Source organism: Chryseobacterium oryzae (assembly GCF_022811665.1).
GTDB lineage: Bacteria > Bacteroidota > Bacteroidia > Flavobacteriales > Weeksellaceae > Chryseobacterium > Chryseobacterium oryzae.
Genome location: NZ_CP094529.1, coordinates 1,102,620 through 1,129,399, shown reverse-complemented (window position 1 = coordinate 1,129,399; position 26,780 = coordinate 1,102,620). Strand labels below are relative to the sequence as shown.

General features: G+C 31.2%; 24 protein-coding genes. 8 read left to right on the top strand and 16 right to left on the bottom strand.

Features of this window, described 5'->3' with window-relative positions; genetic code table 11:
- Positions 1–152: 152 nt before the first annotated feature.
- From hisS to MTP08_RS05230, 4 genes are all read right to left on the bottom strand, one after another.
- A complete protein-coding gene (hisS, locus tag MTP08_RS05245) occupies positions 153–1,520 on the bottom strand; it encodes a histidine--tRNA ligase (RefSeq protein ID WP_243577353.1) in 1,368 nt (455 codons plus the stop codon).
- A gap of 94 nt (positions 1,521–1,614) precedes the next feature.
- Entirely contained in the window at positions 1,615–2,070 is a 456-nt protein-coding gene (locus tag MTP08_RS05240) for an HRDC domain-containing protein (protein WP_243577352.1), read from the bottom strand.
- 26 nt (positions 2,071–2,096) lie between these two features.
- Positions 2,097–2,429: a single-stranded DNA-binding protein gene (locus MTP08_RS05235; protein ID WP_209390160.1), complete on the bottom strand. Its 333-nt coding sequence runs from the start codon at positions 2,427–2,429 to the stop codon at positions 2,097–2,099.
- Between the two features lie 179 nt (positions 2,430–2,608).
- On the bottom strand, positions 2,609–3,691 hold the full coding sequence (locus tag MTP08_RS05230; protein ID WP_243577351.1) for a tyrosine-type recombinase/integrase: 1,083 nt from the start codon (positions 3,689–3,691) through the stop codon (positions 2,609–2,611).
- A 157-nt stretch (positions 3,692–3,848) separates the two neighbouring features.
- Here MTP08_RS05230 and MTP08_RS05225 point away from each other — a divergent pair, with 157 nt between their 5' ends.
- From MTP08_RS05225 to MTP08_RS05215, 3 genes are all read left to right on the top strand, one after another.
- Complete coding sequence (locus MTP08_RS05225; RefSeq protein WP_243577350.1) at positions 3,849–4,595, top strand: hypothetical protein; 747 nt, start codon at positions 3,849–3,851, stop codon at positions 4,593–4,595.
- Positions 4,596–4,912: 317 nt separating this feature from the next.
- Positions 4,913–5,185, top strand: a complete 273-nt coding sequence (locus MTP08_RS05220; RefSeq protein WP_243577348.1) for a hypothetical protein — start codon at positions 4,913–4,915, stop codon at positions 5,183–5,185.
- Between the two features lie 6 nt (positions 5,186–5,191).
- Positions 5,192–5,392: a hypothetical protein gene (locus MTP08_RS05215; RefSeq protein WP_243577347.1), complete on the top strand. Its 201-nt coding sequence runs from the start codon at positions 5,192–5,194 to the stop codon at positions 5,390–5,392.
- Between the two features lie 1,371 nt (positions 5,393–6,763).
- Here the strand turns inward: MTP08_RS05215 and MTP08_RS05210 are convergent.
- A complete protein-coding gene (locus MTP08_RS05210; protein ID WP_243577346.1) occupies positions 6,764–7,240 on the bottom strand; it encodes a thermonuclease family protein in 477 nt (158 codons plus the stop codon).
- Positions 7,241–7,429: 189 nt separating this feature from the next.
- On the opposite strand from MTP08_RS05210, the gene MTP08_RS05205 reads away from it, so the two are divergent.
- From MTP08_RS05205 to MTP08_RS05190, 4 genes are read left to right on the top strand one after another with little or no spacing between them, the layout of a single operon-like run.
- Positions 7,430–8,233 (top strand): hypothetical protein, encoded by an 804-nt coding sequence (locus MTP08_RS05205; protein ID WP_243577345.1) that lies wholly within the window; start codon positions 7,430–7,432, stop codon positions 8,231–8,233.
- 57 nt (positions 8,234–8,290) lie between these two features.
- Positions 8,291–8,743: a DUF5675 family protein gene (locus tag MTP08_RS05200; RefSeq protein WP_243577344.1), complete on the top strand. Its 453-nt coding sequence runs from the start codon at positions 8,291–8,293 to the stop codon at positions 8,741–8,743.
- Positions 8,744–8,755: 12 nt separating this feature from the next.
- Positions 8,756–9,022: a hypothetical protein gene (locus MTP08_RS05195; RefSeq protein ID WP_243577342.1), complete on the top strand. Its 267-nt coding sequence runs from the start codon at positions 8,756–8,758 to the stop codon at positions 9,020–9,022.
- Positions 9,009–9,302: a hypothetical protein gene (locus MTP08_RS05190; protein WP_243577341.1), complete on the top strand. Its 294-nt coding sequence runs from the start codon at positions 9,009–9,011 to the stop codon at positions 9,300–9,302. The genes MTP08_RS05195 and MTP08_RS05190 overlap by 14 nt, the downstream gene beginning before the upstream one ends.
- 184 nt (positions 9,303–9,486) lie before the next feature.
- Here the strand turns inward: MTP08_RS05190 and MTP08_RS05185 are convergent, their stop codons facing one another.
- The 11 genes from MTP08_RS05185 to MTP08_RS05135 form a co-directional block, all read right to left on the bottom strand.
- The gene (locus MTP08_RS05185; protein ID WP_243577339.1) at positions 9,487–9,912 is read right to left on the bottom strand and encodes a DUF6943 family protein; all 426 of its coding nucleotides are present in this window, start codon (positions 9,910–9,912) and stop codon (positions 9,487–9,489) included.
- Between the two features lie 1,100 nt (positions 9,913–11,012).
- Positions 11,013–12,083, bottom strand: coding sequence for a PDDEXK nuclease domain-containing protein (locus MTP08_RS05180; protein ID WP_243577336.1), 1,071 nt, complete (start codon positions 12,081–12,083; stop codon positions 11,013–11,015).
- 87 nt (positions 12,084–12,170) lie between these two features.
- Complete coding sequence (locus MTP08_RS05175) at positions 12,171–13,796, bottom strand: RNA polymerase factor sigma-54 (RefSeq protein WP_243577334.1); 1,626 nt, start codon at positions 13,794–13,796, stop codon at positions 12,171–12,173.
- A 41-nt stretch (positions 13,797–13,837) separates the two neighbouring features.
- Positions 13,838–15,409: a DndE family protein gene (locus MTP08_RS05170; RefSeq protein ID WP_243577333.1), complete on the bottom strand. Its 1,572-nt coding sequence runs from the start codon at positions 15,407–15,409 to the stop codon at positions 13,838–13,840.
- Positions 15,402–17,507, bottom strand: coding sequence for a DNA sulfur modification protein DndD (dndD, locus tag MTP08_RS05165; protein ID WP_243577332.1), 2,106 nt, complete (start codon positions 17,505–17,507; stop codon positions 15,402–15,404). Before dndD ends, MTP08_RS05170 begins: the two co-directional genes overlap by 8 nt.
- Positions 17,504–17,683, bottom strand: a complete 180-nt coding sequence (locus MTP08_RS05160; protein ID WP_243577331.1) for a DNA modification system-associated small protein — start codon at positions 17,681–17,683, stop codon at positions 17,504–17,506. The genes dndD and MTP08_RS05160 overlap by 4 nt, the downstream gene beginning before the upstream one ends.
- Positions 17,684–17,694: 11 nt before the next feature.
- Positions 17,695–19,878 carry a helicase associated domain-containing protein gene (locus MTP08_RS05155; RefSeq protein WP_243577330.1) on the bottom strand — a complete coding sequence of 728 codons (2,184 nt, stop codon included), beginning with the start codon at positions 19,876–19,878 and terminating at the stop codon, positions 17,695–17,697.
- A gap of 380 nt (positions 19,879–20,258) precedes the next feature.
- Positions 20,259–22,406, bottom strand: a complete 2,148-nt coding sequence (locus MTP08_RS05150; RefSeq protein ID WP_243577329.1) for a VapE domain-containing protein — start codon at positions 22,404–22,406, stop codon at positions 20,259–20,261.
- Positions 22,407–22,687: 281 nt separating this feature from the next.
- The gene (locus MTP08_RS05145) at positions 22,688–22,969 is read right to left on the bottom strand and encodes a helix-turn-helix domain-containing protein (protein ID WP_243577328.1); all 282 of its coding nucleotides are present in this window, start codon (positions 22,967–22,969) and stop codon (positions 22,688–22,690) included.
- Positions 22,970–23,058: 89 nt separating this feature from the next.
- On the bottom strand, positions 23,059–23,967 hold the full coding sequence (locus MTP08_RS05140) for a hypothetical protein (RefSeq protein WP_243577327.1): 909 nt from the start codon (positions 23,965–23,967) through the stop codon (positions 23,059–23,061).
- A 338-nt stretch (positions 23,968–24,305) separates the two neighbouring features.
- Complete coding sequence (locus tag MTP08_RS05135) at positions 24,306–25,523, bottom strand: site-specific integrase (protein ID WP_243577326.1); 1,218 nt, start codon at positions 25,521–25,523, stop codon at positions 24,306–24,308.
- 452 nt (positions 25,524–25,975) lie between these two features.
- Between MTP08_RS05135 and MTP08_RS05130 the strand changes: the two genes are divergently transcribed.
- Positions 25,976–26,704, top strand: coding sequence for a hypothetical protein (locus MTP08_RS05130; RefSeq protein ID WP_243577324.1), 729 nt, complete (start codon positions 25,976–25,978; stop codon positions 26,702–26,704).
- Positions 26,705–26,780 lie beyond the last annotated feature (76 nt).

Below are 26,780 nucleotides of genomic sequence, written 5' to 3'. Positions count from 1 at the left end.
TATTTGTTTAGTGTTTCTAAAAGAGTACAAACTTCGTGCAGATTGTAGTTTCCTATTTTTAAAATTTAGTAAAGCTAATTGAGTTTTAAGTGAACAAAAAAATCGCTCATCCAAAGAAAAGCGATTACATTTATTTTTTTTTATATTTGAATTTAATCTAAAAACTCATCAAGAGAAACTGTCTTTTGTTCGCCAATTTCAAGGTTTTTAAAAGTTACCGTTCTGTTTTTAATTTCCTCTTCGCCTAAAAAAACAAGATTTTTTATGCCTTTCTTTTCAGCATAAGTGAATTGTTTGTTGATTTTTGCATTTTCAGGATAAAGTTCAGCAGAAATTCCTTTTTCCCTCAACTGAATAATCAATTTTAAAGCTTCAATAGTTTCTTCGCCACCAAAATTCGCAAAGAGATATTCAACATTAGATGTGGCTTCTTCAGGGAAAAGGTTCAGCTCTTCCATTACCAAATAAATCCTGTCAAGACCGAAAGAAATCCCAATTCCCGGAACGTTTTTCACCCCGAAAACTTCAGTAAGATTATCATATCTTCCACCTCCGCCGATAGAACCCATTTGTGCTTCGTCTGCTTTCACTTCAAAAATTGCTCCGGTATAATAATCTAAACCACGAGCTAAAGTAATATCAAAAACAAGATTCTGAATATCTACACCTAAATTTAAAGATTGAGTAATTACAAATTCTAGTTCTTCAACACCTTTTAAGCCAATTTCATTTCCTGCGAATTTCTCTTTTAACTGAAGAAGATTTTCTAAAGCATCATCAGATTGGTTAAACAGGAAATCCAGTTTATTAATAGACTCCTGAGAAATTCCTCTCTCCAAAAGTTCCTTCACAACACCATCTTTACCAATTTTATCTAATTTATCTAGAGCTACGGTAAAATCGATTAGTTTATCGGTAATTCCTGCATATTCTGCTAATCCTGAAAGGATTTTTCTGTTGTTGATATGAATTGTCACTGAAACTTTTAGTTCAGCAAAAGATTTTAGATATAATTGTACCAAATCTACTTCCTGCAAAAGACTTTCGCTTCCTACAACATCTGCATCGCATTGGTAAAATTCTCTGAATCTGCCTTTTTGAGGTCGGTCTGCTCTCCAAACCGATTGAATTTGGTAACGTTTATATGGAAATGTTAATTTCCCATGATTCATGGCTACAAATCTTGCAAAAGGTACAGTTAAGTCGTAACGAAGAGCTTTATCGGTAAGATTTTCAGAGCTGAAAGGTTTTTCTAACGCTCTTTGAAAATCATTAAGCATTTGCGTTTTTTTATCATCTTTAGCCTCATTAATGCTTGAATTCAGAATCTTAAAAATAAGACGATCTCCTTCTTCACCATATTTCCCGGTGAGTGTTGAAAGATTTTCGAAACTTGGTGTTTCCAAAGGTTGAAAACCAAAGAGTTCGAAATTTTTCTGTAATATATTGATGATGTATTTTCTTCTTGAAACTTCTAGCGATGTAAAATCTCTGGTTCCTTTTGCTAAACCTGGCTTCATTTTTTATAAATGATTGATTATTATTAACTGCAAAAATAAGCAATCGCAGGGACTTTTAAATCAATAAAAACTTCACAAGTAAATTTTTTGATGATTAAACACTGTCTAAAATTTCCAAAATTTCTTCGCCATAATTTTCAATCTTATGTTTTCCGAAACCTTTAATGTCTAAAAGCTCTTCTTTCTTTGCCGGCTTGTATTTTGCTACAGAAATTAATTCTTTATTGGTTGCAATAAAATAAGTAGGAAGATTCTGTTCTTTTGCTTTTTCGGATCTCCAAAGCTTCAAAGCTTCCAAAATTTCTATTTCATCGTTGTTTAAGTCTTCATTTTCTGCGGAATATTTCAAACTTTTAGGCTCTTTTATTGTTGTTTTGGTAACATCTTCCAAATTATTAAAGTAGATCAAAACAGACCAGAACTGCTCATTCTGAACAAATGCGGTTTCAGCTTTAATAATTTCATGAGATTTCAAAAAAGAATCAACTATTTTTTGATCTTCCAACAGATGTTCATCATCAATTCGGATTTTTAAAACTTTAATTTTCATGCTATTATGATTTTAAAGTTCATAGATTATTTACTCCCTAAAAGAAGTAGTTCTTCTACTCTAATCTCGGTAATATATCTTTTTGTACCGTCTTTATCTTCGTAGGATCTGTAGGTAATTTTACCTTCAATAGCGATTTCTTTTCCTTTAGGAACATATTTCTGAAAAATTTCGGCTGTTTTCCCATACGCAACCAAACTGTGCCATTGAGTTTCTTCTACTTTTTCGCCTTTTGCATTGGTATAATGATCGTTAGTAGCCAATGATACCGAAGCTTTTATCCCTCCATTTTCGAAGTTAATCATTTCAACCTCTTTTCCTGTGTAACCAATTAATGTTACTTTGTTTCTTAGTGACATAACTTTATTTTTTTAAATTATTAAACTCAGATAAGAGACGTTCACTGTTTTCTCTAATCTCTGTTGCAAAGATTGCGAGATTGAAAAAAATTAATCGGTAGTAAAACATTTAAATACGTTTGTAAACGTTTGCAAATGGATTTATTGCTAATTATCAACAACTTAAAAAGACGATAGTATTAAATTTTATCTAATGGAGACTGTACATTCTTAACAGATTTAGCTACATGGGTGTAAATAAGAGTGGTTTTAATATCATTATGTCCTAACAGTTTTTGAATTAGGGAAATATCAGTACCAAATTCTAGTAGATGAGTTGCGTAACTGTGTCTTAGGGCATGTATACCTACAGTTTTATTAATTTTAGCTTTTTTCATTGCAGTTTTGAAAATCTGCTGTACACTTCTTACGGTGTACTGACCCCCGTATTGTCCTTCAAAAAGATATTTTTGAGGCTTAAATTCTTCATGGTAAACTTTTAAATCATCTAAAACACTATCCGGAAGATTTACGTAACGATCTTTTTTACCTTTAGAATTTTCTATGAAAACCCGTTTTTTACTACTGCTTATGTCTTCAACTTTTAAATTGACGATTTCGCTTACACGAAGTCCCATTCCGTAACAAAGCTTAATGACAAGTCGATGTTTTGGATTTTCGGTAACGTTCAAAATATTTTTGATGTCTTCCTGATCCAGATATTTTGGCAAAATTTGTTTCTTTTTAGGTCTTGGAATTTCCAAAAGCATTTTTTCTCTTCGCAAAACTTTTTCGAAATAAAATTTCAGTGCATTCATTCTACTATGAATTTGATTTTCTGACAATTCTAAAGTCTGATGGCAATACAACAAATAACTCCTTATTTTTTCTACAGACAGACTCTGAACAGGGAAATCTTTAAGAATATAAAGCAGTTGTGCAAATTCTACGGTATAGGTTTTTAGCGTATTTTGGCTGTAACCTTTAAGAATAATATGTTCCTGAAAACGCGTTAGCTCAGGTAAATTAATAGTGCCAATTTTCATCAAAACATCTTTCCCAATAACTTGTTTTTCGATTCCGAACAGATTTCTGTTAAAATTATTATCGGCAACATACCAGCATTTTTGAGAATTACTCCAAAAAGATTTTGTGGTTTGCTTGAGAATTCTGATAAGGTTAAAATTTTTCTCAAATTTCACCCATATCACTTTTCTATCTTTGTGACTTCCCAATTTAGTTTGAAAAAAGTCACTTTGAAAATCAGTTGAAGAACCTTCCATAAGTTATACAAAATGCGAATTGCGTATTTTGTATAACAAATATAAAAATTATATTTAATTATCTCTCTAGCAAAGCTTTAATAAAATACAACTTTTTCTTGTTAATTTCTAAAACTTTCGTATATTTGAGAGTTGTACGACATTTTAAAACAATATTGTGGATAAAAAAGCAAAAAACATTTTATTCAAAACTTTTTGGAGTTCTCAAGGTTGGTTGAGTGACGAAAATAGAAAATTATCAAGCGAAGATTTTGAGTATGCGAAAGAAAAAGGTTTAATGTTTGAACCTATTTCAATAACAAAAAAAGAATTGCTTGAAAAATTAAGAAAAACCGTAAATGAAATTCCATTAAGTAAAATTACAAACGCTTTTCTTTCTAGTTTAACAAATAAAAGACTTGATTGGAGATCAGGATTAGCAAGTTACAGAAATGCCGAAAGAATATTACAGACAAATAATTATTCTGATTATCTTTTAGGATTTGGAGAAAATGAGGATTTAAATATTCTAAATTTTGAAAGAATAAAATGGAGCGGAGTAAGACACTCAAATGGCTTATATAATTTGCTTGATTTAACTCTACTGCAAAAAGAAATAATACCACAGCCAACAGAAATTGATATACAAATATTTCAGAATATATTAGATACGATTAATACCTCGAAAATTGGTGAAACTCCGAGTATTTTAAGAGATCGACTTTCTGAAGTAATTAAGTCTTCTAAAAATGAAAGACATATGTTAATGGAAATTTTAGGTTGTGCAGATATTTTACAACCATTAAGATTTGACCGAAAAGAACCAGGAAAACATGATTGGACTTTTGTACTTTTTTGGCGTGGAGAAGACAAATACAATAAAGAAAATGTAAAAAAATATTTCAAAGAATATGGAATCAAGTAAAAACGTCGTACAACATTGTATTGGCAAAATGCGGGGTTTAAGTCTGAATTGAAAATCCTCACCTTTTTTGTCGCCGCTGCTTTTCAATTTTACATTTTTTTTGTAATTTAGTTCCATTGAAAAAGCATCGGCTCAGTTTGGTCGAACTTGAACTAAAGTTCATATTTCTCCCGCACTTCGCCAATACTTTTTCCGTTGTCTGTAATTCCATGTAAAGTGGATATTCAAACAACGGGCAGGGAAATTTAATTTAAAAATTCATTCCAATTCGATGTCCTTAGTTCCAAAGTGGAATAAATCGGGAATAATTACATATTATGAGAAATGAGGAAAAAGACACTTTTGTACGAGGAATGGTAGAAGGAGCAAAACGATCTGGAAAAAATCTTGATTTTGAAGATATTGCTAATGCACTGAATAATAACGGATACAGAACTGATAAAGATACTGAATATAGTTCAGATGGAGGTCGAGGAGTTGCAAGATATGTAAGCACACTTTATGACAGCACAGAAAAAGATGGCAATTCTAATTCAGCAAATGATATTGCTAATACAATAGTTGGAAAAGACGGAAAACCTAAATGGTAATTTTTTATGTGGAATAATTTTTCAACTGAGATAAAATGGGCATGTGCAAGTTGTGACATGGCTTATGATTATCCGATTAGGACTTGTGAAGAATGTGGTTCAACATCAATAGATGAAATTTCAACCGATTATTCAACGGGAAATCGAAGTATTAATCGTGTCGGAGACGAAGATGAAGAAGAAGAAAATCATGATTATGATGATTAAATAGTGATTGCTAAAAGAAACTACAGACAACATTGTATTGGCAAAATGCGGGGTGAAGTGCAAAGTTGAACTATTCGTAATATTTAGCCGCCGCTATTTTTCCATTTCACATATTTTTTGTAGTTTAGTTTCATGGAAAAAATATCGGCTACGTTTGGTCGAAAATTGAACTAAAGTTCATTTTTGCCCGCACTTCGCCAATACTTTTTCCGTTGTCTGCAATATTACCAAAGTAGCGTTAAATAGAGACTTTTTCAAATTTTGAAATAATTTAAATGGGGTTTTATTTCTAAATATTTGACTTAAAAATAATTCTAAAAATTTCAAATAAGCATCGAATAATAATTGGATTTTAAAAACTGAATTCCATGAAAATTATCTGAATAAAAATGCTTTAAATAAACTGAAATCAAAGCAAGCTTAAAACAGACTAAATTCTAAATTGAAACGAATATTACTGAATTTAGTTCTGCAATATTGGCATCAAATATTCTTAAATTCTGGACTTAAAATCTAAATCTTAAAAGCAAATATTCAAATATTGGATTTAATCTAGAGTTCTTAAATCTTGGATTAAAAAACTAAATTTCAAAATGGAAACTGTCGTCTTTGATTTTGAATTCTTCGAAACTGAATTTCAATGAAATTCACTCTCTTGAATTAAAAATACTGCAGACAACAGGATATTGGCAAAATGCGGGCTTGAATTCACAGTTGAACTACTCCACTTTTTTTGTTCGCAAAATGCTTTTTCGTTTCGACATTTTTTGTAATTTAGTCTTCACGAAAAAAGCATTTGCTCAGTTTGGTCTATGTTGAACTAAAGTTCTTCGAATTCCCGCACTTCGCCAATATTTATTCGTTGTACGCAATATCCTCAAAACTCGCGCTGAAAACAATTTCAGGAGTTTTTTGAAAAATAATTCTGAAATATTTACGCTGAATTTTGTTATGAAAATGACTAAATTCTCTCATATTTTCTAAAATTTAACTGAATAAATTAATGGCAAAAATTAAAGCAAAATTCTCCAAAATTTTTTGAATAATATTCGAATAAAAAACTAAAAAAAGGATGTATTTGACTTAAAAAATTCTTAAATTTTTACACTGAAAATTTTTGAAAAAAAGTTTTAACTTTTACAAACTGTGTGAATATCGACATGAATAAAAAGTGTGATAAAAATGAGTGAAAATATTTGTCGCACTTGAATTTTCACTTCTCTGAATCAAATTTAATGGCACTAAATTCAATTCGACGAGCCAAAAATACTGCGTACAACACGGTATTATATAAAGTCTATATAAGATGTCCTTTATTAATGGTACTTTCTTACGTTTTTGTTTAAAAAAGTACAACATATGTACAACAAATCATAAAACATCGATGAATAGATAGATTCCACGCTTTTGTTGTTTGGCTTCAAAATTCATTGCTTGGTAGATAGTTAATTTTTCGCAGTAATAATGGTGGCTTGCTTTAGCATAGCCATTTTTTATTAACTCTTCATTTAGGCATTTTCCGTTCGGTAGAATAACATAAGCCAATTGTCTTTTCCAGAAGTCTACTCTATTTTTGGGTTCGGTCAAAATGGTAATTCTTGTACCAACAGGTGCAAGAGTTACCATAAAATCTAAACTCATCAGTCCATATTGTACCAACAAAGATGCAGGAACGTGGCTTTTGACTTCGTCTTCCTTTGTTTTTCGGCTTATCTTCACTTCGGGAGCGTCCAATCCGTATAATCTTATTTCCTTTCTTATTTGCCCGTATTCTTGTCTCACTATTAAACTATCTCCGTCTAAAACTCTTTCAATTATCAAATGAGTTTCTATTTGGATGTCTTTCATTAGAAAATAATTTTCTTGCTCAACTATGGATAAGTTGCGGTCTATTTCCGTTTGATTTGGTATAACTGCATTGTATTTCATTGGTTTACAGTATATTATCTATTGTTTATGTAAAGTTAATTCAAGAAATTTATATCTGTCTAGACAACAGTGTTTTTCATTCTTTTCTAATACTTAAAATTTACAATCATGGCAAGACAAAAAGGTCTTATGAAATACGTCGGAACAATTGGCGATGTAAGACATTTCAAAATCAAAGGGCAAGAAGGTTTTTTCGCTGGTATGGTAGGCGGACCTACCGCCGAACAAGTGAAAAGCGCCCCTGAGTTCGAAAGAACTCGCGAAAATATGAACGAATTTGGCGGATGCGCCAAAGTTGGAAAGTCGCTCAGAACGGCTTTATCTGCGTTAATGGGCAAATTTACTGATTCACAAGTTACAGGAAGATTAACTTCTGTTATGAAGAAAATCAACTTGGAAGACGGAACGGAAGCCAGAGGCTACCGAAAAGTAGAAGTTTCTACACAACGAAAATATTTAGAAGGTTTTGAGTTCAACAAAAATCTTTCTATTAGTGGTATTTTCAATGCTCCGTATGATGTTACACATACTGCAGGAAGAGATTCTTCAGATTTTGTAATTGCTCCGTTTAATCCGGCTGATTTGATTTCTGCCCCTTCAGGTTCAACTCATTTTCGCTTAATTAATGCTTTAGCAGTATTATCAGATTTTTCATACAATCCGACTACAGGAAGTTATGAGCCAGACGATATGGCAAATAACGAATTGACTATCGTTGAGTATTCGGGATATATTCCGTTAAATACGGCTTATGCAGGTTCTACCATTACTGCACAATTCCCTGGTACACCAACATTAGGGGCTAATGTTTCGGTAGTTCAGTGTATCGGAATTGAGTTTTTCCAAGAGGTCAACAGTCAGTATTACCCTTTTGCGAGCGGTAACTGTCTCAAAATTGAGGAAGTTTTTTAGAAAATGTTTAATCAAAGCCTTCTCAATTCGGGAAGGCTTTTTTGATAAAAAGATGTTATGAGAACAAAAATAATTCGTGTTGCTCAAGGCAAACAATCCACGCTTTCGCATTTATACATTGACGGAATTTTTCAATGTTTTTTGTTGGAAGACAAAATCCGTGAAATAAAAATAATGAAGCAAACGGCAATTCCGACAGGTGAATTTTATTTAACCTTAAATACTTGGGGTGGCAAGAATGCAGACTACGCCAATAGGTTTCCCGTTATGCATCGTGGAATGATAGAAATAGACGGTTTACCAACCTTTGACGCTGTTTATATCCATATTGGAAATACGATTACTCAAACGGCTGGTTGTCCGCTTTGCGGTCTTAGTTATATTAAAAAAGATGGTGATTTTCAGGTTTTGCAAAGTACCGATGCTTACAAAATGATTTATCCAAAACTCCTATCCATTCTTAACAGAAAGGATAATGGAATTTCCATCGAAAACAATTTTCAATTCTAAAACATGGAACTCATGAACGCAACCTTAGACATCAATATTCTGTTTGGTTCGGTTTCAAGTCTTTTATTGGCAGTTGTTGCTTATTTTATCAGGCAATTACACTCCGATTTCAAGAATATGGAAAGAGATATTTCCGAAGTCAAAACAATGGCTTTGCTGATCAAAACTGAGTTTAAAAACTCTCAGGATCTACTCAATCAAAAAGTAGAATATTTGGAGCAAAGAGTCAATAAAATAGAGTTTAACCTTACAAAAATTCAAGACAATGAAAGCAAATAATTTCAATTTAGTAAACAGAATCCAAGAACCTACTCCGAAATGGTTTAAAATAATTCGCTCTGCAGGACTTATTTTGTCGGCTGTCGGTGGTACTTTAGTGGCTGCTCCGGTTGCATTGCCCGCTACTCTAGTCAGTATTGGTGGGTATTTGCTTCTCGGTGGAACTCTTGCCAGTGCGATATCACAAACGGCAATCAGCTCCGAAGAATTCGGAAAAAAATCAGAAAAAAATCCAGAAAATCCGAAGCTAGATCAAGATTCACTCCAGGATTCAAAGTAAAAAACTCGCAATTAGCTCTTTTTCAGCTCGGCTTTTAGTCGGGCTTTTTCTATATACTTCTATTGCTTTCATCTTCTTGCATTCCGTTATTTAGGAGGGCGAAATATGTTGCACTTATCTACGTCTTTGGGTGGAAATAAAGTTCAATTAAATGAAAAATCCCCGAAGTGGGGATTTTGAAATTTTAGATTTGGAAATAGTACTTTCTTACGAGAATGGAGCGAAGTTCTGAAAGCTGTTGCAGTTGTTTTGTAAACTTCTGCTCCAATTGATAAATGGCTTTGATATCTGAAAGGATTTTCTCGTTTTGCTCCATCTTGGTAAGGCTTGGAACGATAAAAGTTTGCAAAATCTTTTTTAGTTCCAAAAGGCGAAGCATTTCGATAACACTTCCACAAAGGTAAGGGTGAAAAAAACCGTTTTTCCAAAGGGTGAAGAAGGTCCAATATAGGTTTTCGAGTTCTTCGGAATTGTTGCAATACAGAATGTAACAGTTGGGGCAAGGCTGAAATAGTGGTTTCCCTGCGTTTTTTCCTCTTGACAGGATAAATAGAGCATTTTTGGGCGTTTCCTTTTCGGAATTGTACGTGCGTACTTTGAAATTTGACATAGCATGAGTTTTAAAAATTCATGCTCCGCCGAAATATTTTTAAAAGAAAACGAAGAAAAAAACCGAAAAAAAAAGAAAAAAAGAAAGCCGATTAAAAGGGGGCGGGGCGTTCTGTCAAGGTTTTTTGAAAAAAGTTTTTTGCTATATTTTTTAGCCAAAAATCTTTTTTTCAAAAACACGAAGTGCTTGACCTTTACTGAACATAGCGGCTGGAAATGGAAGCCCCCTATCTTGCTTTGCTTTTTTTATTTTTTGTAGGAACCCAAAAGTTCTAAGAATGGTTAAAAAGGTGAAGGAAGTTGCTTGGCAAAAGATGGTGAGCGAGGGGAAAGGCAGGGGTATGTAGCAGATGGGATTTGCTTTGGCGACATACTCCTGCGTGCAGTGACGAAACAGTATGGATATGCTTGCATAACCATATTGTGAAGGAACTGGAAAAGGTTGGATTTAGCATAGGGAAGAAAAGGCAAAAACGGGTAAAAAAGCTCGCGAAAAAATGATGCTTTACTACAAATTCAAGAAACAAGAACCAAGAATCAAGACGAAAGTATGATAAGCGGAGGGAAAGATAGCTGTATGACTGCCTGACGGAAGCAGCTTGGCGGTAGCGTTTTCAGACCGATGCAAAAATGCACTGAAACTATTAGCCTATGAAACAATCGCATTTTTGGAATGGGATGAAAATATTGCATAGGAAAAAGCAGCTGTAGGAAGAAAGGAATACTGCTATGTGCGTGAGTGAAAGTGGCTGAATAGATGAACTATTTTTTTATTTCCTTTAAAATAGTTTCAACTATGAAGCGACTGTAGCGATTGGCAATACACTACTCTTCTGCATCATTTTTTTGCATCCTAAAATATGGGTGGGTGGGAAATTAGAATAGTTGTACTGTTAACAAAATATGAATCGAAGGACGACAGAGCGTTGGCTGACACAAAGGGCTATGCCCGACTGTAGGGAAGCATTTAGCATAATCTCAAATTATAGGCGCACCTTGTTAGCAGTTGCAGTAACGAAGTGGAGGCAATCCCCGTAGCGGTGGCGTGTGCGTATAATTTCGATTATGTTATTTGCTGAGGCGTATCTTGGACTTATCTCTTTATTTTTCGATTTGGCGTTTTAGTTCTTCTTTGCTTGGTAGTACGGCTTTGTATTCTTTTGCAAAGATGGTTTTATTGTTTTCAGGAAGGGTAAATTCGATAACGGTTTTGTTTTCTTCTTTACAAAGAATAATTCCGATGGTTTGATTTTCTTCGGGTAGTTTTATCATTCTATCATAATAATTGACGTACATCTGCATTTGTCCGATGTCTTGGTGGGTGAGTTTCCCAATTTTTAAATCGAAAATAACGAAACATTTCAGCAAACGATTGTAAAAAACCAGATCGACAAAGAAACTATCTCCCTCGAATGTAAATCTGCGTTGTCGCCCTTCAAACAAAAATCCTTTTCCCAATTCAAGCATAAAATGCTCTAATTTGTTGATGATTTCTGTTTCTAAATCGGTTTCAGAATAGCGATTGTCTTCTTTTAGGTCTAAAAACTCTAAGACATAATGGCTTTTCAAAACATCGGTAGGTTTTTCTATGATTTGTCCTTTTTTAGCCAATTCTTTTACACCTTCTTTATCACGACTTAAAGCTAAACGTTCATAAACTGCGGAACAATATTGTCTTTTCAGTTCACGAATGCTCCAATTATTATTAGCTGCTTCGATTTCGTAGAATTTTCTTTCATCTTCATTGTCGATTTTCAACAATTGAATATAATGCGACCACGATAAATTAAAAGAAATTGCATTAGTATTGGATTTGTTTTCAGTTTTTTGAGAAATACGAGACGGTGTCTCATAATTTTGTTCTTCGTTGGAAATACGAGACGGTGTCTCGTAATTTTGATAAGTTAGAAAAAACTTCCTCATCCATTGTAGATTATCAACGGAAAAACCTCTTCCAAACTCAGAATTTAAGAGTTTACTTAGGTTTTTAAGCGTTTCTTTAGCGTAATCTGCACGTTCTTTCCCATTTTGCTCGTCCTCCACAATCATTCTTCCAATCTCGAAATAGGTTAACAACATCGCCGAATTTACATTACGAACAATATTATTTCTTGCTGTATCAACAAGATTTTTAATGGACTGAAAAAGCTGCGATTTTTCTAATTGGCTCATTGTGCAAAAGTATGAAATTTAGACATTCTTAATATACATAAGATTAAGTAGAAAAAGAAAATCTCTACAAATATTGATACTTGACAATTAGCTAATATTATTAGAGTTACTCTTTTCTTTCCTCAATGTACTTTTTAATATTCCCAATTTCTCTTCACGATATTTTGCGACAGTTCTTCTTGCAATAATATATCCTTGTTCATTTAAGATCATCATAATTGAGTCATCAGTCAATGGTTTTCTTTTGTCTTCAGAATTAATAATAAATAAAATTTTGTTCATAATTTCATACTGTGAAACACTATTTCCTGTAATCGTTTTAATTGATCCATCACTAAATAATATTTTATAAGGGACAAGCTTGTTATTAAGAACAAATTGCTTTTTTAGTAAGGTTCTTGAAACTGTTGACAAATCTTTTCTTATCATAAAAGCAATATCTTTAAGTTGCATAGGCACTAAATCTTCATATCTACCATTTTCAAAAAAAACAGATTGTTTCAATCTAATTGCATTAATAACATCATCCAAAGTATCAATTGAATATAAAAATTTATTAGATTTCTTCTTAAATAAAATACTATCATTCAAACTTAAAAACATATTAAACTCGTTATTTAATATGATCTCCAATAATGGCAATAATTTATCTAAAATTGTAGCATCGTTACTACTTAGAAAACGACTAGCATAACTTTTAAAATACAATTCAAAATCATTATCTCTTATATTATGCAATTTTTCTTCAAGGTCATTTACAAAATTGTCAAAGCTAAACAGTAAGAAATAGTCATTTTTAATTAGATAATTATTTTTCCAATAAAATAATTTTTCACTATTAATGGTTCTTTTTGAAAAAAAATGATTAATACTTCCAACTAAAGTAAATTCATCTTGTTTCAAAAGTGAAAATGTGTATGTTACAAAATCAGCAGTGAACTTCGTATTATTTTTCTCGTTTATGTACTTAAATTCTTGGTTTGTAAAAACAAAAAAATCTCCATCGGAATCGTACAAAATCTCTTTAATAGACTCATCATCAATAGACTGAAATATCTGAAAACATATAGATATTTTATTTAATAGTTTTAAAGCGTCTCTTTGTTGCTTAAACTTATTGGATTTTAAAACATTATAATCCTGGTCTGATTCACTATTTAAAGTGAAATAAAGTTGAAATAGTTTTTTTTCTTCAATATTTAAGAACCCATCTGTAACTGTTATAAAATCAATAAATGAAAAAACTGATAAATTATCCAGTATTGTATCTGGAAATAAAATTTTTGGAAATAATTTAGATAAAAATTCAATATTTAACTGCTTCAAGTATAATTGAATTTGAAATAGTTTCTCAGAATTTTCAACAGTATCTTCATTAATCCCCAATTCTTTAATAAATCTTCCTGTAAGAAAATTCAATCCATTTTTATTGGGTAATACAATACTTTCAAAATCATAACTTTTTTCTTTTTCACTAACATTGCTACGTAAAATATCATTAATATCCTCAGTTTCTATAGAGTCATCTGAAAGATTGCATAAATCAATTAATTCATAAGTTGATTTTAATCCACAACCTCTTAACTTTTTGAAAGATTTATTTTTATTCAAATATTCCTGTATGATAAACAAGGTGTTTAAATCATTTCTCTTACAAATATTGTAAGTACGAACTGAAATTAATCCTTTTGAAAAATAAATTTCTATTTCCATTCAATCAATAAAGAAATTATGAACATGCATTCCACTATAAATCAAACTAATTTAGTCGTTCTCCACCACTGTCTCAATTCAATTATTTTGGGTTCTCCAATATTAATTAGTCCTTTACCTGAGTCTAATTTTTTAATCTCAGTTTCCAACTTATACTTACTATTTGGAGTTCCAACAAAGTTGCTTATCGCCTTATAATCTTTATTCTGAATATTCAAACATATTGGTAATTTCACTTGAGATGCAAAATCAAAGTCTTTGGTTTTATAATCCTCAACACCCTGTGAAAGCATAACGACAATAACCCCTTTTGAGCGTAAAAGTCTTAACAAATCTTCTAAAGCTTTCCTAGCATTTTTATTTTTTAAATAGATGTGCGCTTCATCGATTACAATAACGTATCGTAAAGGAAAGATATGTTCCTTTGGCTCACAATCGTTGGTAGAACTAAAATAAGAATTGAAATATCTAAGCAAAAGAAAAACAACCAACTGCCTAAGTGTATCCGATAATGCCGGAGGAAGATTTAAATACAGACTATTGCTTAAAATATCAGGATTATTTGGATCGCAATTAAAAATATTTGTAGATAAATCTCGTACTACACCATATAGTGTATCTTGTCTAATACTATTCTCTTCGTAATAGTTTTCTAAGTCGCTAAACAACTCAGCAATAGTTGGATATGTTCCATTTTTTCTATCTAGCAAATCATTGATTAAACTAATAAGAATATTTTCTTGGCTTACTCCCATACGAGGAACAAATGTTGAAATTGTATCAACAAAAGCACGAATACTAAAAGGTTTCTGCCTTTCTTCTAAATTAATTGAAAGGAAAGGATTAAAATCAATTCCTCCATCATTTACAATATCGACGAAACTTGCTTTGGTAGCTTCTAAAAAAGGCTTAAGTTGTTCGGGATTTCCTTCTCCTTTATAATCAAAGAAAATATATTTTAATTCATAATTTGATTTTTTTGAGATTTGATATAAAATATCTTTAATAAGTTGGGTTTTTCCAGAACCAGCCATTCCTGCAATTGCAATATTTCTGTTGTCAAACTCTCTTAAATCATTTATATTGATTACAATTGGCTCATTGTTTTCAGAAGTTCCAATTTCAAAAGAAAGTAGATCTTGAAATTCCCTAATATCACTTTTCTTCCTGTCAGTGGAAATATATGGTGTATTAGATCTTAATGTTAAACCTTTTTTTATTGGTTTCAATAAAATGCTAATATGTTCACCTTTTGTAATATCGCAATTGTCTAATTGTGTATTCCAAATATCGAGTCCATCTTTTAAATGTAATTTATACAATCTTACGAAATCATTTTCACTAAGCTCTTTTCCATAATGTTGATCAAAAATAGTTTTATACAAAGTAAAATTGTCTGTATCATTAATCAGTCTGCCAAAAATATTACTAGTAGGAGTATATTCTCTTCCATTTTGCGGTAAACTAGAAATATCTTCTGTATAAACTTTACCTTTCTCAATACTTAATGATAATGCAATTCTCGCAGTAATTGTATCTCTTTTAAAATTATAGATTGTTGTTATTCTATCCAACAATTCTGTACTTTCTATATCAATTTTAAATCTAATCATTATGTATTGTATTAAAATATCCTTGTCTTAAGTTTGTATTCACCCCATCATTGCTTAGTAAATATGCTTTTGAAATATTTTCAGAAATATCTTTATATCTTTTAGGTGTAATCTCACTATTAGTTGAAAACAAAACAACTTGCTCTGATAATGCTGGATAATAGTTCTTTGTAATACTATCTCTGTGTTCTTCGTCTAATCTTCCCAAAGGTGTATCAATAAATATTGGAAGACTTTGGATAGATTCATTAAGAATAGCCTTAATTAAGCAAGAAATATAAATTTGCTTTTCGCCTGAGGATAAGCTTTCTTTTCGTATTTCATTATCATCTTGGTCAAGCAAAGTGATTTTCATTCCTTGCCCTGCAGCTAAAATCGTTACTTGCACATCCTCTATAAATTTGCTTCTATTCTCATCATTCGAAAGTTTGTGCATCAATATTTTTAGCTCACTTAAAATAGTCTTTTCTAAACTATCTTTATGATTGTTCTTTTGCTCTTCTAAGAATAAGCGAAGTACTTCAATGTACTTTTCTGTTTCTTTGATTTTAACTTTGTTTTGAGCATTAATATCAACTTTATTTCTGAGGTTTACGAGTTCTTGATTTATACGAGTAATATCTTTTTTTAATTTAAGAATCTTTTGAGTGTTTTCTCCAATATTTCTGTTGTTTAAAGCATTGTTATGTTCAGCTGTTTCCTTCTCTGACAGATATTCTAATATAATATCATCTTCTAAATCTGCATCAATTTTACTTAAAGTCTTTATTAAATCTGTTTTTTTTGTTCCAATAATATTAAATTCTTCAATGGTAGCTTGAAACAAATCATTTGATTGAGAATGTATTAAGTTAATAGCATCTTCAATTAATTTTTTCTCGGCATTGTTTAAATCGTGCTCGAATTCTAACTCTATATAATCAGTTTCAGAATTGTAAAGTTCATTCCCCAGCTTTTTTGCTTTTTCATAATAAAAACTTTTATCCCTAAAAGACATTGTTGAATTATCCGGTTCTGGTGGCTTATTGAAAAGTAGTTCGATAAAATTTTCTATTTTTTCTAAGTTTTCTTTTTCAGAACTTGAAGAAATTTCGTTTGTACCTTGAATTGTAATGTGTTCTCTAACCTCCTCTAATTTTCCAGCCAAAATTACCAAGGGAATAACTTCACTCAATTCGTTAAATTTTTCGCTCAGTTCAGCTTCTTTTGCTTTGATTTTTTCAATTTCTTGTACTATTGAATCTCTATCAAAACTAGAATTTCCTTGTTTGCTATTTGAAGAAATTAAGTTATCAAACTTTCTTATTTTCTTTTTTAATTCATCAATTTCTTTAAGCTTTTCAGCATTTTCCTCTTCTAATTTTTCGATTTCTAAATTTGATAATTCTATGGATTTTTCACGGTCAATAATTTCCTCTTGAAGATTTTTATTAGCACCTTCCTTCTTCAATGTGTTGATGTAATACTCAAAATCTTCTATAAGGGTCTCATAGCTATCCAAACCTAAGATTTTGCCTAATGCGTCATTTATAAAACTTCCCTCTTCCTTAATAGATAAATTTGCTATCTCAGATATTTTCTCAGCATCAAAAAAAACAAATTTTGCTGCATCAATAGGAATAATATAATCATTTATAAAATTAAATTTATCTTCCTCATTATCAAATATTTCAATATTAGAAATTGGGTCAACAATAGATAGTTTTTCTTCCGTCGTGTTTATATTTCGAGACCTTGAGATTAAAACTTTTTCAGCATTAGAAGATAACTTACTAATCTCAGGCAATTCTATTTCATCAATTAAAATACTCACAGAAAAAGAATCTACACCTTCTTTTTGTGCGGACCAATTGATAGATTGTTGCATAAAAGAAGAGTAGTTTTTCTCTTTTTGAATTTCTTTTTTAAAATTATCATCAATTTGAGAAATCTTTTCTCCATACAAACACCAAACTATTGCAAGTAAAAAGTTTGTTTTACCATATCCATTCTTACCTCCAATTATGACAATATTTTTATCATTATCAGTTTGCAAATCAATATCTACAGTACGATAATATTGCTTAAAATTGTTAATTTTTATATTGGAAAATTTCATTTTGTAGCTTTTTCAATTACATCAACTATTTTTTGTTGATGATAGTTAACACGTTTTATTTTTTTTGCTCTTACAGAATCCAATAATGGCTCTAATGATTTGTAATCAACATCTTTAGCTATGCAGATTTCTTTAAGTCTTTCATTTTGAATGATTTTATTCTCTTTTATTTTCATAAGTTATTATTTTAAAAAAAACTAGCTACTTTCATAAAATATTTTTTTTCATTTTTATCTAGTTCATTCATATTATGTAATTTTCGTTGGTTGTAAAAAAACTGATACAATTTATATTCGTCTTCTCTATTTGCAGATGGAAGTCTTTTATGAAGTTCAATAAAGTTCAATAATTCATTATATTTTTCTTCTGAATTTATACGTCTTCTGCCATTAATTTGAGGAAACTTCTCAAATACCCCATTAACTAATTGCTCTTTTTCAGAGGATAATTTTTTTGATTTAATTTTTCCCTTCTGCACATTGAGCCATCTATACAAACCTATTTCCTCATCTGGTACATTAGCTGAAAATGGGAGTCGGTTTTCTAAATCTAAGAATTCTAACAAATCTTGATAACGATCTTCCCAAGAGTTTCTATCTCTTTTATCAGACTCTTGTAAAACTTCAAATTCTTCTGAATATTCCTTATTATTTAAACCTACATATGATTTTTTAAAAAATATAAAGGAAGAAGATTCCTCCATCCTAAGATTGTAGTAAATACTTTTTTCGTTCGTATCTGGGCGGAATTTAAGTACATATTCTGCAATTTCTGAAATATGTTTTGGTTCATCAAATTTTTCTAAAAATTCATTTGTTATACTTCTAATTGTGCCACCTTTAAAATCATTTAATTCACTTTCCCACTTTTTTAATCCAAATACGCTTGCTCTTCCAACGGGTACAAAACCATCCTTTCTTTTCATTGATACTCTAACTTTTGCTTCATCAGTTTCATAATGCGGATAAATTTCTAATATTTTAGCTTTTATATCCTCAACTTTTGAAGCTACTCCTAAAATTTCTAAAGCTTCAAAAGCATATTCGTAAGCTTGTTTACTTGTATTTTTCTTAAATACAATATTATCATCTATATCAAGATATAAGTTGAATTCCTCATTGATAATAGTTTCAGCAATGGGTAATAAAGAATCTATATGTTCTATTAGTTCTTCAGAATCCGTAATAAATTTAGATAAATAACTTTTAAAGCTAAATGAGTATGTTTCTTCTATCCGATCGTTTAATCTTGAGCTAATATCATTTGATAATGAAACAAAATCAACATTTTTTAGGTCTTTGTGTATGATATAGAAATTATTCCAATTGTGTCTATTTCTACTAGTAAAAAGTTTTGTTTGTAATAAATCTTCAATATTTCCAACTAAATCAAATTCATCATTTAGATACACAGATAGAATACACGATATAAATTCTTTAGAAAAATTGGTATTACTTCTAAGATTTACCCTTTCAACGGTATCGTCTTTAATTCTGATTATTTTTTCAGAAACATCCAAACTATAATTTTTAAGAAGATCATCATTAAAATTTTTTATAAATGTTAATTTCTGAAATAACTCATTTACACTTTCTTTTCTAATTTGACGAACTCTTTCTCTTGATAAATCAAGCTCAAGCGCAACATTTTCAATACTATGCATTTGCGAATCAAGATAAAACTTGAAAGACATTTGTACTATTTTAGTTTGATTATAATTAAATAACAAATTATTTATCAACAAAAAATCGGTGAGCTGAAAGATAGAATCGGCTTCCAATATTTCAGAAGGTATATCAGAAGTTGAAAATGTTTTTTGAATTAGATACTTATTTTTTAGAGTTAGTATTTGTTTTTCATCTTTCAAACTACTGACTTCGTATATAAAATCCTTTATAGAATTAATAAAAAAATCTAACTCTTCAATTGATTTTGCACCAATATTTTCAATATTTCTAAGTATAAAATTATCATTCATAAATATTTTTGAACACCAATTGTTTATTTTGAAATTATCATCTAGATAGCGAGCTATACCATTTTTACTTCTCACGGACAAAGCACCTACATTAACTAAGATGAAGCTATTAACGACCTCTCTTTGAACTCTGGATAATTCACCAATAACATTTTCTAATTTTAAAGGTTTTATTTCATTGGATTCAACAATTTCAACAGAATACTTATATTTTTTATAAATTTCGATAATTTCATCATTAGATCTACGTCCACAATTCCTTAGCTTATTAAAAGATTTATGTTTTAGGAAATATTGATGTAAATCATTCACTGAGTTCAATTCATTATACTTACAAACATTATAAGACCTAACACTTAATTCGTCATTTCTATAAATTTCGTCAATTGTCATGTCCGAGACTATCATTAATTAATCGTTTATTAGGTTTTTAGTTTAAAAACTTGCAAATAATTTTATTGTGTTAAGCAATTTATAAATATACAAAAAGTAATCAAACGCAAATTACGGAAAACCGTAAATGCGTAAGAACGTAAGAGAAAATCGGCAAAAAGATTATTTTTATTTTAGAGTTTAAAAAAAACTATTTAAAAGAAGGGGATAAGAGCAAAGAAAAGAAGCGAGGTGCGCGGTTTGCACTATTCTACTCTAGTTCAGCATTTTTTTTTTCGTAGGAAAAAAATTAAAAAGTGTTTTGTGAAAAATCACTTACGTTACTTACGTTGTTACTTTGAGGAAATATAAGGAAAACGAGTGCTTTATTGCACTCGCTATCAATTATCAAATCTAAAAGGTATTTTTTGCTGTTCCAAAGTTTCAGAATTTGGAGTTTCAAATTGTTTGTTGTCTTTGTCTACTTCTTCGTATTCGTGGAGGATTATTGGGTAAACATAGACTTTGTTTTTAACGATTTTTTTGAAATTATACTTTTTCAACGCCATTCCTAATTTGCGCACTGTTGCTTCATTGATATTGATATTTGCCCTTGTGGAAAGAATTTGAGCTATTTGGGTGGTATTGAAGAAGTATTGGGCTTTGTCTTTTTCCGCAGGTTCAAACCATGTTAAAAGCAATTCTTTTTCTGGACTTCTGAGTTGGTATTGCTCGTTGTTTTGGTTTATTTCTTTTATTTCTTCTTGGTTGAACCAATGGCGAAAGCCATTGGAAAATAAAGAAAAAGCCTGTGCATAGACTTTGTTGATGTCTATGTTGTGGGAATATTCGATATGCTCTACTTCAAAGCAAAGAAAACGGCGTGAGCCTGTGGTGTCGTTCAAGAATTGAGCGGTGTTGACTGAGCCAGCGAAGCTGGCTCTTCTTGGCATATTCTCGTTGTTGTGTCCGTAAGCTTTTCGCATTCTGATATGGGTTTTTGTAATGATTTCTTTTAAGCTGCCAATTTCTGAACGGTTGAGATTCTCGAGTTCATCGAGATTGATTAACATACATTCTGCCAGATGGATTAAAGTGTCTTTATTAGTTGGATTGATGGTTCCCGAAAAAATGTATTCTTTGAGGGGTTGGGGCATTAGTTTTTCTATCCAAGTTGTTTTTCCTAAGCCTTGTTTTCCCGAAAATACTATTACCGTTTGATTGACTTGCTTTTCATCCAAAACACAAGCTACCATAGCGACAAACCATTTTTTAAAACAGATACGCCAAAGGTCTTGTTTTGTGGTGGTAATTGTATCTGCTAATTGCTGAACGTAATCTAAATCATTTTCATTTTTAGGCAAATTTTCAAAGTAGACTTCAAAAGGATCGAACATTTCGCAATAGTCGGAATGGAGTAAATTCCGTAAAGAATTGATGCTGCATTTCACTTTAGCTTTTAGAATTTCTCGTAGGATTGAGTTTTCTGTGAAGTCGGTCATTGGTTTGAACTTTGTGGCTTTAATTGTTTTGAACTCTAATTTTCCTAATACCTTGTTGTATCGGAAGTTGTAACGGTTGTTTAGGAATATTTCTAATCGGTCTATGAAGCTGGGTTTTTCTTCGTCGTCGGCTTCGACAAGCTCAGCCACCGATGTGGGTTTCTTATTCTCATTTGTTGCACTTTTATTTTTCGGTTTGAATTCGTCTGTGTTATGGTCTGCGGTGTTATTGTAGGCACTTTTTATGGCAATGGTTACCTCTTTGTCATCATAATTATAATCGGCTAAAATATAGCCTAATGCCATTGATTCGGGAACGCCTTTTCGGTTGAGATTGTTAGCTAATTGAAAGACAAAATTGTTGCGGTTGCCCTCTATAAATTGTTCTTTTTTCTCTGTGAAGCGGACTGTGTGCTCGTAGATTACATCGTAGTTGTCGGTTGATGGTTGATGGCTGTTAGATTTTGGTTGACAGTTGTCAGTTGATGGTTGTTGGGCGTGTATACCTGTTGTAAATATGGTAGAATTTTCGTTTGTGAAAAGTTCCGGATCGAAAGATATAAAGCATAGTCTTGTAATGTCCTTGCCAGATCTATCAATTTCTATCGCCAATAATTCTTCAAAATATCGTTGTAATTTTAGAAAAGTTTCTTTGTGATTTTCTTGTTCTGAGTCTACTTTTACGAATAGTTTTAAACCGTTTCCGGATGGGCTGATAAAGGCTGCATAAATGTATTTGTTTTGTGTGGCTTTTGATTTTACTTCGGCTAGTTTTGTTTTTTCCAATTTATCGATATCTAAGCATATTAGTTTATTGTAATCTTGCAGAAATTCCATTTTCCTACCCCCTTTGAATGTTGCACTAGGCGTGAATGCAGGTAGTGATTTTTTGATTCTTTCTGCCGCTTCTTTTTTGTTATCAGCCAAAGATTTTCTTAAGTAGATGACTTGATTTTTATAGGTTCCGTTTTGTATGTTTTCTAAAATTTTAGAAATGGGTTGCGTGTCTGTAACTTCGTTGAAGTTTTGGAATATGGAGGTTTTCATAATTTTGGCTGTTGGTTGATTGTTGATAGTTGATGTTTTGAGATGCTTCGACAAGCTCGGCGTGACAATGAGGATTTTAGATGAGTTTTATATGTTCTTTTATCTTGATATAAAAGAACCAAAAGATCAAGACTTGGAAACTCGGCTAAAAAACAAATGCTTTGACTAAAATCTCTAAAACTCGCTTTGGCTATGCCTTTGCTCAAACAGTAGAGATTTTTTTACGCCAAAGCATTCATTTTTCTTTACGCCTCCGTTTCCTATGTCGACCTGGTTTACAACTATTTCTTTTGAAATGATTTGTTGTAGTAGTCCTGCATTGTGCGTTCGATGTCGGAAAGTTTGTAGTAGATTTTGTTGCCGACTTGGGAGAATGAAATTTTTCCTTCGTCTCGCCAGGTTTGTGCTGTTCTGCGAGAGATTTTCATCATCTTGATAAACTCTTCGTTATCCACAAAAACTTCTTGTTTTTGAGTGGTTTTGGATTGTACTTTGTCGGCAATATCGTTTACTTTCGTCATTAGTTGGTCGAATTGCTCTTTGGATAAAATAATTGCTTCCATAATAAAACTTGTTTTATAATTATGAAGCAAAGTTGTGTGAAATAAAAAAGTCCCCAGGTCTCCAAATGGTCTCCTGGGGACTAAGTTTTTTATAGAATGTCGTCTAAGTCTATTCTTTTCTCAGAATTTGGACGTTTGTCGTCTCGTGAAGGTTTCAAAATAGTTTTTATTGTGAGGGGACTTATAGGAAGTCCCCCTTTGTCTATAAAAGAATTGGCAATAATTGCAATAATGTCATTGACACTGCCATCAATAAATGGTTTTCCATCTACAAACATTTCTCTAGATAATTGGTAAAACACATCGACTATTTGATTGGTATTACAGTTGATTTTGAGTTTTGAAAATGGCATTAATGTAGGAGGGAGGGACTGTGAAATAGGCTCCATATCCGCTTTCATCTTGGCGAGAGTTTGAATTTTACCGATTAGCTTCTCACATTCCGATTCAAAATTAGGCAGTTTATTATTTACCAATTCTATGTCTGCTGTTCTGTACTCAAATATCTCGGAAGTAAGAAAATATACCTGTTCTTGAATGGTTAAGTAGTTGTACGTTTTTAGTTTTGTTTCTTTGAAGCTGAAGTATCTTTCGTCTGAAAAAGCATTAATTTCTCGATGTGGTGGTTTTTTACTTGGTATTTTCTTTTGTGCTACAACCAATTTATTTCGTTTCAATTCCATACTGGTATAAAACTTCATCATTCTACTCTCGTTTCTAGCTCCATGAAATAGTTCTACATTAACTTGGATAAGTTTTTCAAATTTGTTTAGCCAATGCAAAGGATTTTTAGCAAGGCTACAATGATGATTGATAAAATCTGGAATTTGAGAATGCGTAATTGCAAAGGTTTTGTAAATGAGTTGTTGGCAGTAAGAATGCAAGTCGGTAACTAACTCTTTGTCTATATCAAAATCAACATCAAAATTCTTTCCTTTTGAAACGACAGTAAACTCAGAAAACGGTGAAGTTTCCAATAAATTGTAATGGTCGGACATTTCTCTCTTTGTGTTTTAGATCATTGAACTGTATTCCTTTCACTTGGTAAATCATTGTGGAGGTTTTTGATAAAAATTGTTCGTCTATCATTCAAGTCAATTGCAAAATTTCATCATAATCATCTGAAAGCTAAATTAATAAAACAGAAATAAACAATAAAGTAAATTTTAAATTATTTTTAACAAAACAAAAAGTTATATAAAGGTTATATAACTTTTTGTCTAAAATAGTGAACTTTTTATCACAAAAGCATAAATAAGTTTACATTATATGTAAACTTAATTTTACTTTTTGTTTACTTTTGAGCATGTTAAAAAAAATAATTGTTTACTTTTTCTTAGAATACGAATTTATCAACGGCGTCATCCAACTCTTGTGAAATGATTTTTGCATAGATTTGAGTAATACCAATGTCTGAATGGTCCATTAGTTTTGAGACGTGCTCAATCCGCATTCCGTTATTCAAAGCATTGGTAGCAAAAGTATGGCGGCTTAAATGAAATGATAAATTGAAAGGCAACTTTAATGCTTTTCCGATTTTTTTAAGGTGCAAAGAACAGAGAGAAGTACAACGCTCAATTTCTGCATTGGCGTATTCTTTATTTTGAAAATAAGGCGTATCATTTACGAGCATTGGAAATACAAAATGAGTTTCTTCGCTTTCCTTTGTTTTGTACTTGTTGAGAATACTGATTGCCACCTGTCCGATTTTAAAACTGTGTAGTCTTCCAGTTTTCCGGATGGTTTTGGTAATTCTATTTTCGTTAAGATTGATGTTTTCCCATTTCAATTCCAAAACATCACTTAGACGTAGACCTCCTGCATAAACCGAAAACAAAAACATATCTTTTATAATTTGGGCCTTAGTCTCCGGATTAACTTCAATTTCTGAAAAAGCTTTAATCTGATCTTTATTTAGGAAAGTTCTTTTTCCCGCTTCTTTTTTAATCTGGATTTTGTCGAAAGGGTATAGGTTTGCACCAACCAAATCTTCTTTTATGGCATCTTTGTAGAATTTACCCAAAACTGTCATTGACAATTTTATTGTGGTATTGTTATTACTAAGCGTATTGCTGCAGTAGTTTTGGAAATCCTTAAGAAAGCTAAATGTAATATCATCAAAATTCAAATCTTTACTCCCATTGTATTTCTCAAATTTTGCGAGAATATCTTTGTAACCTCTATGTGTTCTGTAGGAAACAGAATTTTTCATCTGCTCCAATCTATTAGTGGCATAAGCAAAATAATTAACCGAGCCTTTTCCTTTTATGGCTTCTTTTAATCTTCTACCAGAAACCGATTTTGTTTTACGTTCTAAATCTGCAACGTGTCCTTCCGCATCTGCAATCCTTTGGGACAATAGCGCATTTACTCTAGCAGAATTAGGGAAGTTTTTGCGTACTCTCTGCTTTTCGTCGTCCCATTGGTTTTCTTTGAATTTATAACCTGTGCTTATGAATCTGGTCTTGCGGTCTTTGATAACCCGAATATACAAGGGGCTGTCTCCGTTTTTATCTTTCTGCTGTGTTCTAAGAACAAGTTTAACTGTTGCCATAATCTTTGAAATTTTAGAAAATTGAACTAATTTTGAAAGACAATGCAATCCAATGAAGCAACATGAAATCAACAAGATATAAACGGAAGCATTGTAATTCAAAGATACAACATTTGGTACAACAATTATCTATTTTAATTGCTTTTTTTTGCATTTATTTAATTATTATAAAAATACAAATGCTTTATTTACAGTATTTTAAGTGCAATTGGTAACAATAAATTGAATTATTTATATAACACGGTATTGGCAAAAACGGGCTTGAATATCCAAATTGAAAATTTGAATATTCTTAGCCGCCAATGCTTTTAGTTACAACTTTTTTTGTAATTTAGTTTTCACGAAAAAGCATTGGCTTCTACTCCGCAAAATTGAATTCTTCGAATTCCTTTTGCCCGTCTTCGCCAATACTTTTTCCGTTATCTGCAATCTTCCAAAAACCCCGCAACAAAATGAAATTCAGAATCTTAATAATTTTTGTATTATGTTTTGCTTTTTCTTGTAAAAATGAAAAATTAAATAGAGTTTCTGAAAATGAACAAGAAAGCATAAATTTCGTTCTTAAACAATTTCCATTTATTGACAAAAAACTGGAAAAAATTAAGAAAGTTGAATTTAACTCTTTAGCAATTTCACTTTACCGTAATATTGATAAAACAGATTATGACGAAATTTTAGTCTTTCAAAAAGGAAATAAATTTTATGCAATTCCTTTTCTTTCAAATATGTATTATGATTTTTGGAATTTTAAAAATGAAACTGAAAAAAGCAAATTTTCTAAAACAAATACAACGTTCGAAAAAGAACTCCAAAATAGTGCAGTTAACTTAAAATTAAGTGTTGACGAAAAACAGCAAGTTTTTATTCAACTTATTACAAGTATTTTAAATACAGAAGATATGCTTGAAAAAAAACCTCAAATGTTCGAAGATTTTGTAGAATTTTCACCTCGAAAATCAAAATACAAGGATGAAGAGCCAAAAAATTGCTTGGAAAGAACATCAAAATTATTTAAAGAAATATTAGAAGATAGAAAAAATGGTATAAGACCTACTTACATTTTGGATAAAGAGAATGGAAGAGTTTATAAATTATTTAACGAATCGAAAAATATAGACGAATATAATTTAAGAATTGAAACTTACAGAGTTGATTGTTATACAACACTCTATGAAATGTAAAAAGACTGCAGATAACACGGTATTGGCAAAATGCGGGGTTTAAGTCAAGATTGAAAATCCACAGCTTTTTTACCGC

Excerpts from the sequence above, each read along its gene's own strand:
- hisS (WP_243577353.1), bottom strand. The coding sequence starts at position 1,520 with ATGAAGCCAGGTTTAGCAAAAGGAACCAGAGATTTTACATCGCTAGAA.
- MTP08_RS05240 (WP_243577352.1), bottom strand. The coding sequence starts at position 2,070 with ATGAAAATTAAAGTTTTAAAAATCCGAATTGATGATGAACATCTGTTG.
- MTP08_RS05235 (WP_209390160.1), bottom strand. The coding sequence starts at position 2,429 with ATGTCACTAAGAAACAAAGTAACATTAATTGGTTACACAGGAAAAGAG.
- MTP08_RS05230 (WP_243577351.1), bottom strand. The coding sequence starts at position 3,691 with ATGGAAGGTTCTTCAACTGATTTTCAAAGTGACTTTTTTCAAACTAAA.
- MTP08_RS05220 (WP_243577348.1), top strand. The coding sequence starts at position 4,913 with ATGAGAAATGAGGAAAAAGACACTTTTGTACGAGGAATGGTAGAAGGA.
- MTP08_RS05215 (WP_243577347.1), top strand. The coding sequence starts at position 5,192 with ATGTGGAATAATTTTTCAACTGAGATAAAATGGGCATGTGCAAGTTGT.
- MTP08_RS05210 (WP_243577346.1), bottom strand. The coding sequence starts at position 7,240 with ATGAAAGACATCCAAATAGAAACTCATTTGATAATTGAAAGAGTTTTA.
- MTP08_RS05205 (WP_243577345.1), top strand. The coding sequence starts at position 7,430 with ATGGCAAGACAAAAAGGTCTTATGAAATACGTCGGAACAATTGGCGAT.
- MTP08_RS05200 (WP_243577344.1), top strand. The coding sequence starts at position 8,291 with ATGAGAACAAAAATAATTCGTGTTGCTCAAGGCAAACAATCCACGCTT.
- MTP08_RS05195 (WP_243577342.1), top strand. The coding sequence starts at position 8,756 with ATGAACGCAACCTTAGACATCAATATTCTGTTTGGTTCGGTTTCAAGT.
- MTP08_RS05190 (WP_243577341.1), top strand. The coding sequence starts at position 9,009 with ATGAAAGCAAATAATTTCAATTTAGTAAACAGAATCCAAGAACCTACT.
- MTP08_RS05185 (WP_243577339.1), bottom strand. The coding sequence starts at position 9,912 with ATGTCAAATTTCAAAGTACGCACGTACAATTCCGAAAAGGAAACGCCC.
- MTP08_RS05180 (WP_243577336.1), bottom strand. The coding sequence starts at position 12,083 with ATGAGCCAATTAGAAAAATCGCAGCTTTTTCAGTCCATTAAAAATCTT.
- MTP08_RS05175 (WP_243577334.1), bottom strand. The coding sequence starts at position 13,796 with ATGGAAATAGAAATTTATTTTTCAAAAGGATTAATTTCAGTTCGTACT.
- MTP08_RS05170 (WP_243577333.1), bottom strand. The coding sequence starts at position 15,409 with ATGATTAGATTTAAAATTGATATAGAAAGTACAGAATTGTTGGATAGA.
- dndD (WP_243577332.1), bottom strand. The coding sequence starts at position 17,507 with ATGAAATTTTCCAATATAAAAATTAACAATTTTAAGCAATATTATCGT.
- MTP08_RS05160 (WP_243577331.1), bottom strand. The coding sequence starts at position 17,683 with ATGAAAATAAAAGAGAATAAAATCATTCAAAATGAAAGACTTAAAGAA.
- MTP08_RS05155 (WP_243577330.1), bottom strand. The coding sequence starts at position 19,878 with ATGACAATTGACGAAATTTATAGAAATGACGAATTAAGTGTTAGGTCT.
- MTP08_RS05150 (WP_243577329.1), bottom strand. The coding sequence starts at position 22,406 with ATGAAAACCTCCATATTCCAAAACTTCAACGAAGTTACAGACACGCAA.
- MTP08_RS05145 (WP_243577328.1), bottom strand. The coding sequence starts at position 22,969 with ATGGAAGCAATTATTTTATCCAAAGAGCAATTCGACCAACTAATGACG.
- MTP08_RS05140 (WP_243577327.1), bottom strand. The coding sequence starts at position 23,967 with ATGTCCGACCATTACAATTTATTGGAAACTTCACCGTTTTCTGAGTTT.
- MTP08_RS05135 (WP_243577326.1), bottom strand. The coding sequence starts at position 25,523 with ATGGCAACAGTTAAACTTGTTCTTAGAACACAGCAGAAAGATAAAAAC.
- MTP08_RS05130 (WP_243577324.1), top strand. The coding sequence starts at position 25,976 with ATGAAATTCAGAATCTTAATAATTTTTGTATTATGTTTTGCTTTTTCT.